Raw genomic sequence first — 11,867 nt, forward strand, 5'->3', positions numbered from 1 at the left:
CCATGTTTCCCCACGGCGGCTCGGGGGTGTTGATACCGCCACGGGGAAAGCTGAAAGTTGACGTCAGCCCTTGCCGACCGGCAGCGCGACGAAGCGGTTCGAGTCGTCGCGGGTGATCTGCATCAGAACGGCCTTGCGGCCGGCCTTGGCGGCATCGGTCATCGCCTTGGAGACGTCGTCGGTGGTGTTGACCTCGTTCGAATTGATCGAGGTGATGACGTCGCCGGGTTGAATGCCGCGGTCGGCCGCGTCGCTGTCGGGATCGACATCGGTGACCACGAGGCCCTTGCCCTTTTCCGCCTTGGTGACGGTCAGGCCGAGATCGGCCAGCGTGTCGGCCTTGGCGGCGGGCGCCGTCTGCTTGCTGTTGTCCTCGTTCGAGGCCTGCTTGTCGCTCGAAGGCAGCGTGCCGAGATCGACCTTGACCGTCTCGTTCTTGCCGTTGCGCCAGACAGTAACGTCGACCGATTTGCCCGGCGCGAACGCACCGATCATGCGGGCGAGGTCCTTCGGCGAGGCGACGTCCTTGCCGTCGACCTGGGTGATGACGTCACCGGCGGCGATGCCCGCCTTCTTGCCCGGGCCTGCGTCCTGGGCGCTCGAGACCAGCGCGCCCTTGTCCGATTTCAGGCCGAGCGACTCGGCGATGTCGGAAGTGACCGGCTGGATCTCGACGCCGAGCCAGCCGCGCTGGACAGAGCCGCTCTTCATAAGGTCCTGGACGACCTGCTTGGCGGTTGAGGCCGGGATGTCGAAGGCAATGCCGACGCTGCCGCCCGACGGCGAGAAGATGGCGGTGTTGATGCCGATCACCTGGCCGTTGAGGTTGAAGGTCGGACCGCCCGAATTGCCGCGGTTGACCGATGCGTCGATCTGGATGAAGTCGTCATAAGGGCCGGCGCCGATGTCGCGGCCGCGGGCCGAGACGATGCCGGCGGTAACGGTGCCGCCGAGGCCGAACGGATTACCTACGGCAACCACCCAGTCACCGATGCGGATCTTGGAATCGTCGGCGAAGTCGACATAGGTGAACTTGTTGCCGCCGCCATCGACTTTCAGCACGGCAAGATCGGTGCGCGGATCGGTGCCGATCAGCTTGGCGTCGAGTTCCTTGCCGTCGTTGGTGACGACGGTGAAGTCCGAACCTTCCGACACGACATGGTTGTTGGTGACGAGATAGCCGTCCTCCGAGATGAAGAAACCCGAGCCCTGGGCAACCGGGCGTGGCTCGCCATTGCCGTGGTTGCGGTGGTTGAACGGGCGCATGCCGAACTGCTGGCCGCCCTGGTCGCCGAAGCCGCGGAACTCCTTGAAGAAGCGGCGCAGTTGCGGATTGTCGGGAAGATTGTCAAAGCCGTCTTGATTGTCGGAGCCGTCATCAGCCGTGGGCTGGATCTTGGCCTTGACCTTGACGCTGACCACCGCCGGCGAAACATGCTCGACGACATCGGCAAAACTCGGCATCTGGGGGGCTTCGACGCGCACGGCATCGGCCAGCACGGGGGCAGTGCCAGTCGCGAGCATACCCGCGCCAACCGTGCCGACGACGGCCAGGGAAGCGACGGCGGCCATCAGGCGCTTTCGGGTGCGGGAATATGAATTGGGGGCATTATTCATGGGGTTTCTTATCCTCTATCGAAGCGGATGCGCTCAGGCGAAGCATCCTCGGGCAAGAGGATTAGAGAGCCGCACATTACGGGGCCATTTCCGGTACATGAAAGTTTTGTAATGTTGGCCGACCACGGAAGCAGTTGAAGCCAATCGGTGATGGCGCTCAGTCGCGCAGCATCTTATCCAGGGCTGCCTGCTCCTCGGCCGAAAGCGCCGACGATACCGGACGGCGCGAGCGGGCGCTGAGCACAATGAACAGGCCGCCGGCCAGAAGCAGGAGCACCGGCGTGCCCCACAAAAGCGCGTTGCGCGGGTTGAAACGTGGCTTGAGCAGCACGAACTCGCCATAGCGCGAGACGATGTAGTCCATCACCTGCTGGTCGGTGTCGCCGGCCACGAGGCGCTGGCGCACAAGAATGCGCAGATCGCGGGCCAGATCGGCGTCGGATTCGTCGATCGACTGGTTCTGGCAGACCATGCAGCGCAGGCCTTCCGACAGCGCACGCGCCCTCGCCTCTAATGCCGGGTCCTGCAGCACTTCATCAGGCTTCACCGCCTGTGCGGCGCCTGTAAACGCCAGGGCGAGCAGAAGGATCAGCGAGGGGAGCGAAAACCTTGCCCTCATGTCGGGCTCGTCAACGCGGCGGCCGGCTTGCGGCGCCTCGCGGGTGCGCCGACACGCAAGCGGCGGTCGGCCAGCGACATGGCCGCGCCCGCCATCATCACCAGCCCGCCGCCCCAGATCAGCGTCACCAGCGGTTTCCACCAGAGGCGCACGACGACGGAGCCGTCATTACCCTCGTCACCGAGCGACAGATAGAGCTGGCTCAAACCGAGGGTCCTGATGCCGGACTCGGTCGTTGCCATCTGCCGGGCCTGAAAGAAGCGTTTTGCCGAAGATATCTCGCCGTTGGTATTTCCGTCTGCGCCGATCAGCAGGAAGCGGGCGCGATCCTCGGTGAAGTTCGGACCTTTCTGAGGAAAAAGCCCTTCGAAGCGCAGCGTGTGGCCGGAGAGGTCCACCGTCTCACCGGGCCGCATGGTGAGGATCTTCTCGGTGCCGAAGCAGAGCGTGCCGACAATGCCGAGCAAGGTCAGCCCAAGGCCGAGATGGGCCAGTGCCGTGCCGAAGACCGAGCGCGGCAGGCCAGCGAAACGGCGAAGCATGACCGCCGGCGCCACCGAGCCGGCGCCGGATTTGACGGCAAGGTCGGTCAGCGCGCCGGCGACGAGCCAGACAGCGAGGCCGACGCCGAGCGCTGCGAAAACCGAGGCGCCGTCGATGAAGAGGCCGGTGACCAACATCGCGGCGAGCGCCAGGGCGAAGGCCGCGACCAGGCGCTGCGAGGCGGCAATCACGTCACCGCGCTTCCAGGCGAGCAGCGGGCCGAACGGCACGATCACCAGCAGCGGCACCATCAGCGGGCCGAAGGTGAGATCGAAGAATGGCGCGCCGACCGAGATCTTGCCGCCGGTGAGCGCCTCGAGCGCCAGCGGGTAAAGCGTGCCGACCAGCACCGTCGCGGCGGCGGTGGTGAGAAAGAGATTGTTGAGGACCAGCGCGCCCTCGCGCGAGATCGGATGGAACAGACCGCCGGCGGTCAGGCTGGATGCGCGCAGCGCAAACAGCGCCAACGAGCCACCGATGAACAGCGTCAGGATGCACAGGATGAAGACGCCGCGCGCCGGGTCGGTGGCGAAGGCGTGCACGGAGGTCAGCACGCCCGAACGCACCAGGAAAGTGCCGAGCAGCGACAGTGAGAAGGTGAGAATGGCAAGCAGCAGCGTCCAGATCTTCAGCGCCGAGCGCTTCTCCATGACGATGGCCGAATGGAGCAGCGCTGTGCCGGCAAGCCAGGGCATGAAGGAGGCGTTCTCGACCGGATCCCAGAACCAGAAGCCGCCCCATCCGAGCTCGTAATAGGCCCAGTAGGAGCCCATGGCGATCCCGCCGGTGAGGAACATCCAAGCGACCAGCGTCCACGGCCGCACCCAGCGCGCCCAGGAGGCGTCGATGCGGCCCTCGATCAGCGCCGCGACCGAGAAGGAAAAGCAGACCGAGAAGCCGACATAGCCGAGATAGAGCAGCGGCGGATGGATGGCGAGGCCGAGGTCCTGCAGGACCGGGTTGAGGTCGCGCCCCTCGACCGGCGCCGGATTGAGGCGGATGAACGGGTTGGAGGTGGTCAGGATGAACAGGAAGAAGGCCGCGCCGATCATGCCTTGCACGGCCAGCACATTGGCCTTGAGCGTCGCTGGCAGATTGTTGCCGAAGACGGCGACGAGCGCCCCGAAGAAGGTCAGTATCAGCACCCACAGCAGCATCGAGCCTTCGTGGTTTCCCCAGGTGCCGGTGATCTTGTAGATCATCGGCTGCAGCGAATGGGAATTCTCCCACACGTTCGCCACCGAGAAGTCCGAGCCGGCATAGGCGCTCGCAAGGGCCGTGAAGGACAGCGCGGTCAGCGCGAAGCCGGTGACGGTCACCGGGCCGCCTACCGCCATCAGCCGCTGGTTGCCGGTGCGGGCGCCGACCAGCGGCACCAGCATCTGCACCAGTGACAGCGCGAAGGCGAGCACGAGGGCGAAATGTCCGGTCTCAACCATTATTGGCTCTTGCTTTCCACCCAGACGCCCTTGGCCTTCAGGCCGTCGGCGACTTCCTTCGGCATATAGCGCTCGTCATGCTTGGCCAAGACGCTGTCGGCGACGAAAACCCCATCCGAACCGAAAGCGCCCTCGGTTATGACGCCCTGCCCCTCGCGGAAGAGATCGGGCAGGATGCCGGTGTAGGTCACCTTGATCGATTTCTGCGTGTCGGTAACCGAGAAGGCCACGGTTGCCCCACTACCGCGCACGACGGTGCCGCTCTCGACGAGGCCGCCAAGGCGGATGCGCTGTCCAGGCTGGACGCTTGCCGTCGCCAGCTCTGCCGGCATGTAGAAATAGGAGGCCTTCTGGCCGAGCGCGTAGAAGGTGAGTCCGGCGGCCGCGGCGAGGAAGGCCAGCCCCGCCACGATTACCGACAATCGCTTCTGCTTGCGCGTCATCTCTTACTCCGTCGCCGTCACGCCGAGGGAAGCGGCGAAGGCGGTGAACTTCTTGGCCTGCTCGCTGTCGGCGCCGAAGGCGGCGACAGCGCGGCCGAGCGCCTCGCGCGCCTGATCGGGCTTGCCGAGCACGGCATAGGAACGAATGAGGCGCATCCATCCTTCCTCGTCACGGGGATTCTGCTTCAATTTGTCGGCTAGGCCCGCGACCATGGTTTCGATCATCGCCTGCCGGTCCTGCGGCGACATCTGCTGCGCGGCTTCCATCTGCTGGGCATCCGGCCCGCTTGCCGGCGCGGCCGCACTGACCGCCGGCTGGCCAGCCTCGGCAAGCGCCTGCTGGATTGCGCTGCGCCAGGGCGAATCCGGCGGAAGCTGCCCGAGCATCTTTTGCCAAGCGGCGACAGCCTCGTCCTTCCTGCCTTCCTGGGCAAGGCCTACGCCCAAGTAGAAATTCGCCTTGGCGTTGGCCGGATCGAGCTTCAGGGCCGCTTCGAAGGCCTTTTGAGCGTCCGCCGAAACGATGCCGCCGGCAGCACTTGCGATCGCCTCGCCGAGGCCCGACTGGCGCACGGCGCTGTCGCCGTCGAGGCGGATGGCGTTGCGGTAGGCGCTAATCGCGTCGGGAAAGCGCTGCAGGCGAAGATAGATCGGCGCCAGCACGTCCCAGCCCTTGCCGTCCGACGGATTGGCGGCAAGATGCGCTTCGGCGCGTGCGACCAGCTCGTCGACCGAGGAATCGGCGGGATTCTTGGCGAGACGCTCGGCCAGAGGCTGTGAAGGCAGCTCGGGAGAGCCGAGCATGCCATATAGCCCCCAGCTCAGCAGCGGAACAGCAAGCACGGCCAAGCTGGCGACCAATTTGATGCCGCGGGAGGAGCCTGGATTGGCGGAGCCCGGCCGGTCGGCCGCACCGAGACGCAGGATGCGGCGGCCGATCTCGGCGCGCGCCTCCTCGGCCTCGCCCGGCTGGATCAGGCCGCGCGCCACGTCGCGATCGAGCTCGGAAAGCTGGTCGCGATAGACTTCCAGGTCATGATCGCCGGCTGGCGACGCGCCTTTCACGCCGCCGGTAAGCGGCAAAAGCACCGCCAGGCTGGCGCCCAGCGTGAGGATTGCGGCTATGACCCAAAACAGCATGGCTCTTCCAATAAAGGCAGAGCCTTGCCCTGCCAACATAAGCATACTGCGACGCTTTGACGGGGGATCAACCGCCTCACCTTGATCGACGTCAACCAGACCGAATAATGGGCTGGCCCGGTATCCTTCCGGCGTGCTTCAGCTTCGCGGAAATAGCGCTTACCGCCTTGTTTTGGCGCAATTCCGGACGGAAAACCACTCACACTTTTCCTGGAATGCGCTAGGTCAGCGGCGTCCAGCTGCCGTCGGCGTTGCGGCAGGCGGTGCCGCGCGCGGTGACGCCCGCGCCGCCGGTGAAGACGGTGTGAGTGTACTGGCGGCAATCCTGGGAGCCGACCCGATAAGGCTGAGCCGCGACCACCTCGCCATAATGGGAGGCGTTGTCGCCCTTCCATGTCACCTTCTGGCCGCTGGTGTTGTACTCCAGCGCCTTGTACTCCGCCTCCAGCCCCTTGCGCTTTTCGGCATCGCTCAGGCCCGAGCCGATCGATCCGCCGATAAGCCCGCCATTCATCGCCGAGACGATGCTGGTCGACACCTTGCCGCCGGAGGGCGGCGTCGAAACAGGCGTGACCGGAGAGGTTGGACCGCCCCTGCTGAGTGTCGTGCAGCCGGAAACGGCGAGCAGGGCGGAAACGAGCGCGACGCGGATCTTCATGCCAACAACCGGTTCTCTTGAGCGGGATGAGCTTCTTGAGCGAAATGGACTTCTTGACAGAGATGGATAGGCGGCCGCGCCATCAGGGAAGCAGCCCGGCCATAGTGTTGATATTTGTCGGAAATTTGGCCGTCACCCACTGCTCGCAAATCGACAACAAATATCATTGAAGGCTCCGCAATCTCACCACCGCCCTCAAGCCGCCCAAGCCGGACCGTTCCAGCGCCAGCGAGCCTCCATACTCGTTGACGAGGTCGGCGACAATGGCAAGGCCAAGCCCGGTTCCCGGCTTCGTCTCGTCCAGTCTCTTGCCACGCTTCAAGACCTCTCGCGCGCTGTCCTCGGGAATGCCCGGGCCGTCATCCTCTATAACGATTTCAAACAGGTTGCCGCTTCCCGAAATAGTGGCGATCGTCACAGCGACGGCGCTCTTGGCCCATTTCATCGCGTTGTCGAGCAGATTGCCCAGCAGTTCCTCGAGGTCCTCGCGCTCGCCCGCAAAGACAATCTCCGCCGACGGCAGCGACAGCGTCAGCCGCGTTTGCGGGTTGAGTTTCCGCAGCACGCGCACCATACGCTCGACCAGCGGCGAGACCGGCGTGCGGAAGACGACGCTGTCACGCTGCGCGGCGACGCGCGCGCGCTGCAGGTAATGATCGACCTGCTTCTGCATGGAAGCCGCCTGGTCGGCGATCAGCTGGCCCTTGGCGCCGCCGAGCGCGCGGCCCTCGTTGATCAGCACGGCTAAAGGCGTCTTCAGCGAATGGGCGAGGTTGCCGACCTGGGTACGCGAGCGCTCGACGATGCGCCGGTTGTTCTCGATCAGCGCGTTGGTCTCGTTGGCCAGCGGCTCAATCTCGGCAGGGAAGCTGCCGTCGAGCCTTTGCGCCGCGCCTTCGCGCACCATGGCGAGCGCGTTGCGGACCCTGCGCAAAGGCTGGAGACCCAACAGGATGGCGATGGCGTTGATGGCGATCATGCCGACGCCGAACAGCGAGAGATAGGTGAGCAGGCGGCGCTGGAAGCTGGCGATCTCCTGCTCGAGCTCGCTGTGATTGCCCATGACGCGGAAGCGGGCGGCACGGTTCTTGGCGTCCAGAACGAACTCGCTCTCGAACACTTCGAGCTGCTCGCCCTTTATGCCTTCCATCGAGTAGCTACGCTGGAAGTTCGCGTTGAAGGGCACTTCCGCGACGCTTGGCGAGAGGAGCGACGTCGTCATCGAGGAGGAATGGATTTCGCCATGCACGCCTTCGGAGGCCGGCTCCACCGACCAATACCAGCCGGAATTCGGCTCGGAAAAGCGCAAATCGCCAAGATCCGGCGAGCCGGTCAGCGCGCCATTGTCGGAAATGCCGACAGAGCCGATCAGGTTGAACAGATGCGCCGAAAGCAGGCTTTCGAAACCGCGCTCGCTGGCCTGGCGGTAAAGCGTGGTGATGAGGGTGAAGATGACGACCAGCGTCAGGATCGCCCAGATGGTCGAGAAAGCGATGACGCGGAAGGTCAGCGAGCGCGGCCACAGCCGCAGCCTTGAAATCCACGTTCCCATCGCTGGCTTCAGCGGTTCCGCGTCACGCCTCCGGCTCTCGCATGCGATAGCCCATGCCACGCACGGTTTCGATCATATCGATGCCCATCTTCTTGCGAAGCCTGCCGACAAACACCTCGATGGTGTTGGAATCGCGGTCGAAGTCCTGGTCGTAGAGATGCTCGACCAGCTCCGTGCGCGACACCACCTCCCCCATATGATGCATCAGATAGGCGAGCAGCCGGAACTCATGCGAGGTTAGCTTCAGCGGCACGCCATTGACATCGGCCTTGGACGCCTTGGTGTCCAGGCGCAGCGGCCCGCAGGTGAGCTCCGATGATGCATGACCGGCCGCGCGGCGGATCAGGGCCCGCACCCGCGCCAGCACCTCCTCGATGTGGAAAGGCTTGGTGACATAATCGTCGGCGCCGGCGTCGATGCCGGCCACCTTGTCGCTCCAGCGGTCGCGCGCTGTCAGGATAAGCACCGGCATCTTGCGCCCGCCGCGACGCCAGCGCTCCACGACGCTGATGCCGTCCATCTGCGGCAGGCCGATGTCGAGGACCACGGCATCGTAAGGCTCGGTGTCGCCGAGGAAATGCCCCTCCTCGCCGTCATAGGCCCGGTCGACAACATAGCCGGCATCGACCAGCGCCTCTGCCAGTTGCCGGTTGAGATCCTTGTCATCCTCGACGACGAGCACGCGCATGGATTGAAGCCTGTTGCTGGGTAAACGTATAGGCCGATTCCGCTGGCCTGGGAAACGAGTGAGGTCAGCCCATCGGCACAACGATTTCCGAGCGCCGCGGCCGCTGGCCGTCCTTGCCGGGGACAAGCACGACGATGACGCAGACCTGCTGGCCGCCCCGCGTCGCCTGAGATGCCTTGGCCAGCGTCCCTCCGTTTTGCGCGGCGACCTGCTGGCCTATGGCGTAGCAGTCGCTGGCGGCGAGCACCACCGGCTGATCGGCCGACGGCTCAATGATCGGCAGGGCGATCGCCTGCGACGCAAGAAGCCCGGCCGCGGCAAGCGCCAGCACTGCTTTGCGGAGATGCGAGCCAAGGTTTTTCATGATCACGGTTCTAACGCATATGGGCTGAACGTGAAATGAACGGTGAACGATCGAAAATCATGCCCGCCATTCCCCCTGCGCGCGTGGCGGCGCCAAGGCTCAATTCATAGCCGGAAAAGCACTTGATCCGCTACGCTTTTTGGCCTGCCTTCACCGCGCACTGCGCTAGCTAGTGTAGAAACGCCGGACGGCCATGGAGGAAGCGATGACGCGCGAGGATATTGCTGGTCTCTATCGGGGCTACATCGCCTGCCTGAACGAGCAGGGTTGGGACAATCTCGGCCGCTTCGTCGGCGAGGAGGTCCAGTATAATGGCGAAACGATTGGGCTTTCGGGTTACCGCCGCATGCTGGAAGGCGATTTCGAGGCCATTCCCGACCTGCGCTTCAACATCGAGCTTCTGATCTCGGAGCCGCCGCGCGTGGCGGCGCGTCTCCATTTCGACTGCCGGCCCAAGGGCGTGCTGTTCGGCCTGCCCGTCCACGGCAAGCGCGTTTCCTTTGCCGAGAACGTCTTTTACGAGTTTCATGACGGGCGGATTCGCGAGGTCTGGTCGGTCATCGACAAGGCCGCCATCCAGGCGCAGCTGTAGAGCACTTCGCGCGAAACAGATTCAAACGGCGCGCTTAAGCCGTTGTTTTGATGTATATTCCGGAGCCAGTTTACTCCTGGGCGACATGCGTCGGCGCAGTCTGTGAGGCAGCTTCCTGCGTCAGCGCGCGGAAGCGCAGCAATCCATGATGAACGGCCAGATCCTCGTCATAGCGGGCCTCGGCGAATTCCAGCGACAGGCGCGTCTGGCCGCGCGAACCGATCGAGAATGCCGCGCCATCGAGCCGCGCCCTGATGCTGTCCATGATACGGCGTGTCTCGGCCTCGCCCTGGGCTTTCGACCAGATATGCAAGGTGACCAGTTGGTCGTTGTCATTGTCGGCGCCGGTCTCGAGGTCGAAGGCGCTGGTGCGGCCGTAAGTCACGTTCGGAAAGGCCGCTTTGTCGCTCGCCTGCTCGAGCAGGCCGGCGCCGCCAAGCAGCGCCGACAGCGACGCATCGGTCTTCAGCCTCAGGAACAAGGCCTGCATCAAATTGCCAGGCGCCGTCATCTACCGTCCATCGCCAATACATTATCTCCTCACGCTGCCCGGCAACGTAGCCGCGCTCGCGATCCGATGCCAGATCGCGAATCGGTTTGACTATAACGTGAATGGGGAAGGTCTCGAATTTATTACGTTTTCGTCAAATCAGGAGACCGGCGCGGCGCCGCCTTCTTCGGTGCGCCGAGCAATGAACTCGTCGAGCACGCCCGTCGTGGCCGCAACGGAGGCCGGTGGCTGGAAGTCGGAAAGAATGCGCTTCCAGATGCCGGTGGCGCGCTCGGTCGCCGTCTTCGAACCGGATTGCGTCCAGTTGCCGAAATTCGACCAATCGGCGACCAGCGGCTCATAGAAGGCGGTGCGGTAGCGCGTCATGGTGTGGGCCGCCGAGAAGAAATGTCCGCCGGGCTGCACCTCGGCGATGGCCTCGAAGCCGATGGCATCCTCGTCGCCAGGCGTGGTGGCGCAAAGCTCCGCGACCGTCTGCAGCGCCTCGACGTCGGTGATCAGCTTTTCCAGGGAGACGCTGAGGCCGCCTTCCAGCCAACCGGCGGCGTGGATGCACATGGTGGCGCCGGCCAGCACCGAGCCCCATAGCGCGAACTGCGTCTCGTGTGCGGCCTGCGCGTCGGAGATATTGGCGGCGCTGCCGCCGCCGGAGCGCCATGGCAGGCCGGTGTAGCGGGCGAGTTGCCCCGCGCCAAGCGTCGCCTTGATATGTTCCGGCGTGCCGAAGGCCGGGGCGCCCGACTTCATATCGACATTGGATGAGAAGGAGCCATAGACCACCGGCGCGCCGGGCCGCACGATCTGGGCGAGCGTCAGGCCCGCCAGCGCCTCGGCATGCTGCAAGGTCAGCGCGCCGGCAACTGTGATCGGCGCCATCGCGCCGGCCAGGCAGAAGGGCGTGATGACCAGGACCTGGCCGGCCTTGGCGAAGTCGATGATGCCTTGCGCCATCGGGATATCCAACTGGCGCGGCGAGTTGGTGTTGATGACGGTGTAGCAATGAGCGCCGGCGCGGAACTCGTCCTGTGAAAGGCCGCGCGCGAGGCGGATCATCTCGAAACCGTCCTCTACCTGCGGCGTGCCGCGCGCGAAGATGAAGGGAAACTTATCCGACAGCGTCAGTTGCGCCCGGTTGACCGCATAGTGACGGAAGCGGTTGTCGATGTCCTGCGGCTCGACGCAGGGGCCAAGCATGTGCAGCACGTCGAAATGCTGGATCAGCTTGACGAACTCCTCGAAGGCGGCGAGCGTGCCCGGCCGGCGGCCGCGCTCGAGATCGGTGACATTGGGGGCGCCGGAGCCGGCCAGAAAGGCCATCGAGCCGAGTTCGAGCGTCAGGTCGCGCGAGCGGTGGCCGCCAAGTGCCGGAATGGAGCGCGGCACCGAGGCAAGTGCTGCCTCGACCATGTCTCGGCCGATCCTGACCATCTGGCCGTCTTCGTCGACCAAGGCGCCGGCCTTGGCGTAGACCGCGCGGGCCTCGGGCAGCAGCACCTTGATGCCGAGCTCCTCCAGCACGCGAAGGGCGGTAGCGTGGATGGCGGCGACCTGGTCGTCGGAAAAGATCGGCTGCGGCAGGAAGGGATTCTTCAGCGACCGGTAGTTCGGGTGCCGGCTCGACTCGCTACCCGCCTCGCCGGTGCGTCCCCGGCGGCGCTCGCGCCTGAGATCACGTGCGGCCTCGTCAATCATGGCGGTTCC

General features: G+C 64.8%; 13 protein-coding genes. 1 reads left to right on the plus strand and 12 read right to left on the minus strand.

Translation table 11 applies throughout. From position 1 onward, the window contains the following. Nucleotides 1-63: 63 nt before the first annotated feature. The 10 genes from P9272_RS31210 to P9272_RS31255 all read right to left on the minus strand — a co-directional run bounded on the left by P9272_RS31210 (nucleotide 64) and on the right by P9272_RS31255 (nucleotide 9,063). Nucleotides 64-1,617 carry a Do family serine endopeptidase gene (locus P9272_RS31210; protein WP_128257573.1) on the minus strand — a complete coding sequence of 518 codons (1,554 nt, stop codon included), beginning with the start codon at nucleotides 1,615-1,617 and terminating at the stop codon, nucleotides 64-66. Nucleotides 1,618-1,774: 157 nt separating this feature from the next. Further along, nucleotides 1,775-2,236: a cytochrome c-type biogenesis protein gene (locus P9272_RS31215; protein WP_278163827.1), complete on the minus strand. Its 462-nt coding sequence runs from the start codon at nucleotides 2,234-2,236 to the stop codon at nucleotides 1,775-1,777. Beyond that, the gene (locus P9272_RS31220; protein WP_278163829.1) at nucleotides 2,233-4,218 is read right to left on the minus strand and encodes a heme lyase CcmF/NrfE family subunit; all 1,986 of its coding nucleotides are present in this window, start codon (nucleotides 4,216-4,218) and stop codon (nucleotides 2,233-2,235) included. The genes P9272_RS31215 and P9272_RS31220 overlap by 4 nt, the downstream gene beginning before the upstream one ends. Continuing rightward, complete coding sequence (gene ccmE, locus P9272_RS31225) at nucleotides 4,218-4,661, minus strand: cytochrome c maturation protein CcmE (RefSeq protein ID WP_128257570.1); 444 nt, start codon at nucleotides 4,659-4,661, stop codon at nucleotides 4,218-4,220. Before ccmE ends, P9272_RS31220 begins: the two co-directional genes overlap by 1 nt. Nucleotides 4,662-4,664: 3 nt before the next feature. Further along, nucleotides 4,665-5,801 carry a c-type cytochrome biogenesis protein CcmI gene (gene ccmI, locus P9272_RS31230; RefSeq protein ID WP_278163831.1) on the minus strand — a complete coding sequence of 379 codons (1,137 nt, stop codon included), beginning with the start codon at nucleotides 5,799-5,801 and terminating at the stop codon, nucleotides 4,665-4,667. 220 nt (nucleotides 5,802-6,021) lie between these two features. Continuing rightward, nucleotides 6,022-6,459, minus strand: coding sequence for a hypothetical protein (locus tag P9272_RS31235; protein WP_112125769.1), 438 nt, complete (start codon nucleotides 6,457-6,459; stop codon nucleotides 6,022-6,024). Continuing rightward, a complete protein-coding gene (locus P9272_RS31240; protein ID WP_278163834.1) occupies nucleotides 6,456-6,626 on the minus strand; it encodes a hypothetical protein in 171 nt (56 codons plus the stop codon). The genes P9272_RS31235 and P9272_RS31240 overlap by 4 nt, the downstream gene beginning before the upstream one ends. Then, on the minus strand, nucleotides 6,623-8,011 hold the full coding sequence (locus tag P9272_RS31245) for an ATP-binding protein (RefSeq protein ID WP_278163836.1): 1,389 nt from the start codon (nucleotides 8,009-8,011) through the stop codon (nucleotides 6,623-6,625). Before P9272_RS31245 ends, P9272_RS31240 begins: the two co-directional genes overlap by 4 nt. Before the next feature lie 22 nt (nucleotides 8,012-8,033). Next, nucleotides 8,034-8,699, minus strand: a complete 666-nt coding sequence (locus tag P9272_RS31250) for a response regulator transcription factor (protein WP_040991360.1) — start codon at nucleotides 8,697-8,699, stop codon at nucleotides 8,034-8,036. Between the two features lie 64 nt (nucleotides 8,700-8,763). Then, complete coding sequence (locus P9272_RS31255; protein ID WP_278163840.1) at nucleotides 8,764-9,063, minus strand: hypothetical protein; 300 nt, start codon at nucleotides 9,061-9,063, stop codon at nucleotides 8,764-8,766. A 205-nt stretch (nucleotides 9,064-9,268) separates the two neighbouring features. On the opposite strand from P9272_RS31255, the gene P9272_RS31260 reads away from it, so the two are divergent. Continuing rightward, entirely contained in the window at nucleotides 9,269-9,655 is a 387-nt protein-coding gene (locus tag P9272_RS31260; RefSeq protein ID WP_278163842.1) for an ester cyclase, read from the plus strand. Nucleotides 9,656-9,725: 70 nt separating this feature from the next. Here the strand turns inward: P9272_RS31260 and P9272_RS31265 are convergent, their stop codons facing one another. Continuing rightward, nucleotides 9,726-10,166 (minus strand): DUF3168 domain-containing protein, encoded by a 441-nt coding sequence (locus tag P9272_RS31265; RefSeq protein ID WP_278163844.1) that lies wholly within the window; start codon nucleotides 10,164-10,166, stop codon nucleotides 9,726-9,728. 138 nt (nucleotides 10,167-10,304) lie between these two features. Further along, nucleotides 10,305-11,858, minus strand: a complete 1,554-nt coding sequence (locus P9272_RS31270) for a trimethylamine methyltransferase family protein (protein ID WP_278163847.1) — start codon at nucleotides 11,856-11,858, stop codon at nucleotides 10,305-10,307. Between the last annotated feature and the right edge of the window lie 9 nt (nucleotides 11,859-11,867).

The organism is Mesorhizobium sp. WSM4976, assembly GCF_029625685.1.
Lineage (GTDB): Bacteria > Pseudomonadota > Alphaproteobacteria > Rhizobiales > Rhizobiaceae > Mesorhizobium.

What these genes read in the sequence shown, in the direction of transcription:
- P9272_RS31240 (WP_278163834.1), bottom strand. Translation starts at nt 6,626, where the DNA reads ATGATATTTGTTGTCGATTTGCGAGCAGTGGGTGACGGCCAAATTTCC.
- P9272_RS31235 (WP_112125769.1), bottom strand. Translation starts at nt 6,459, where the DNA reads ATGAAGATCCGCGTCGCGCTCGTTTCCGCCCTGCTCGCCGTTTCCGGC.
- P9272_RS31270 (WP_278163847.1), bottom strand. Translation starts at nt 11,858, where the DNA reads ATGATTGACGAGGCCGCACGTGATCTCAGGCGCGAGCGCCGCCGGGGA.
- P9272_RS31265 (WP_278163844.1), bottom strand. Translation starts at nt 10,166, where the DNA reads ATGACGGCGCCTGGCAATTTGATGCAGGCCTTGTTCCTGAGGCTGAAG.
- P9272_RS31255 (WP_278163840.1), bottom strand. Translation starts at nt 9,063, where the DNA reads ATGAAAAACCTTGGCTCGCATCTCCGCAAAGCAGTGCTGGCGCTTGCC.
- P9272_RS31220 (WP_278163829.1), bottom strand. Translation starts at nt 4,218, where the DNA reads ATGGTTGAGACCGGACATTTCGCCCTCGTGCTCGCCTTCGCGCTGTCA.
- P9272_RS31260 (WP_278163842.1), top strand. Translation starts at nt 9,269, where the DNA reads ATGACGCGCGAGGATATTGCTGGTCTCTATCGGGGCTACATCGCCTGC.
- P9272_RS31245 (WP_278163836.1), bottom strand. Translation starts at nt 8,011, where the DNA reads ATGGGAACGTGGATTTCAAGGCTGCGGCTGTGGCCGCGCTCGCTGACC.
- ccmE (WP_128257570.1), bottom strand. Translation starts at nt 4,661, where the DNA reads ATGACGCGCAAGCAGAAGCGATTGTCGGTAATCGTGGCGGGGCTGGCC.
- ccmI (WP_278163831.1), bottom strand. Translation starts at nt 5,801, where the DNA reads ATGCTGTTTTGGGTCATAGCCGCAATCCTCACGCTGGGCGCCAGCCTG.
- P9272_RS31215 (WP_278163827.1), bottom strand. Translation starts at nt 2,236, where the DNA reads ATGAGGGCAAGGTTTTCGCTCCCCTCGCTGATCCTTCTGCTCGCCCTG.
- P9272_RS31210 (WP_128257573.1), bottom strand. Translation starts at nt 1,617, where the DNA reads ATGAATAATGCCCCCAATTCATATTCCCGCACCCGAAAGCGCCTGATG.
- P9272_RS31250 (WP_040991360.1), bottom strand. Translation starts at nt 8,699, where the DNA reads ATGCGCGTGCTCGTCGTCGAGGATGACAAGGATCTCAACCGGCAACTG.